Annotated in this window: 1 protein-coding gene; it reads left to right on the forward strand. The window is 49.9% G+C overall.

The annotated features are described in order from the left end of the window. The first annotated feature begins 172 nt into the window (after nt 1-172). Nucleotides 173-652: a hypothetical protein gene (locus HJ536_RS20675; protein WP_177159276.1), complete on the forward strand. Its 480-nt coding sequence runs from the start codon at nt 173-175 to the stop codon at nt 650-652. Nucleotides 653-713: the final 61 nt, after the last annotated feature.

The raw sequence follows: 713 nt of genomic DNA on the forward strand, positions 1-713 counted from the left end.
ATAGCTTCCTTGCAGGCTTCGTCTGGTCGCCGTGGAGTGGCTTCACTGAACCGGTCATTCCTAGTGTCGAGTAGAATGATCTGGTAAGCCAAGGTTCGCAGTGCGCTCTGAAGTCATGTTTACTTTCTCGCCGTTTCTGCGATGAGCAGCCGATCCAATAGTGGAGATACTGATGAAGCCGTCCAAAAGTTTTATTTTGGCAAATACATTTGCTCTGTTTGTCGCCTCTATCGCTCATTCCGCTGATCCGGCGGACTTCGGGGGATTCATTCTGGGCAGCACATTGGAAGAAGCGCAAAACCATGCGATTGCACAGAAGTGGATTCTGGCACCGATGTCAGAAAATCTTCCCGGGAGTTGGATTGTCGAAGGCACCATGCTGTCTCTGTATATTTGCAACGGTGTGGTTACTTCGGTTTCCGAGGTGTTGGCGGGTGACTTCGAGCAGTTCACGGAACTTGTCTTCTCTATGCAGATCAAGTTTGGCCAGCCAAACATTCAAATCCTCAGCTTGCCTTCTGTTTTTGGCGACATTTCGACAATTGATGTCGAATTCGACCTGGAGGGCGAGCGTGCATTCGTTCAACTTCAAAGCATCGGGGGAAAGCGTACCTTCTCCACAAGCCGCCAGATCGAAATCGACTGCAGATAAGAAGCTGCGAACAATCTTCTAAAGTCGCAGCAATGTTGCCCTCGAACCGGTCATATGGTGG

The organism is Donghicola mangrovi (genome assembly GCF_013377535.1).
Classification (GTDB): Bacteria; Pseudomonadota; Alphaproteobacteria; order Rhodobacterales; family Rhodobacteraceae; genus Donghicola; species Donghicola mangrovi.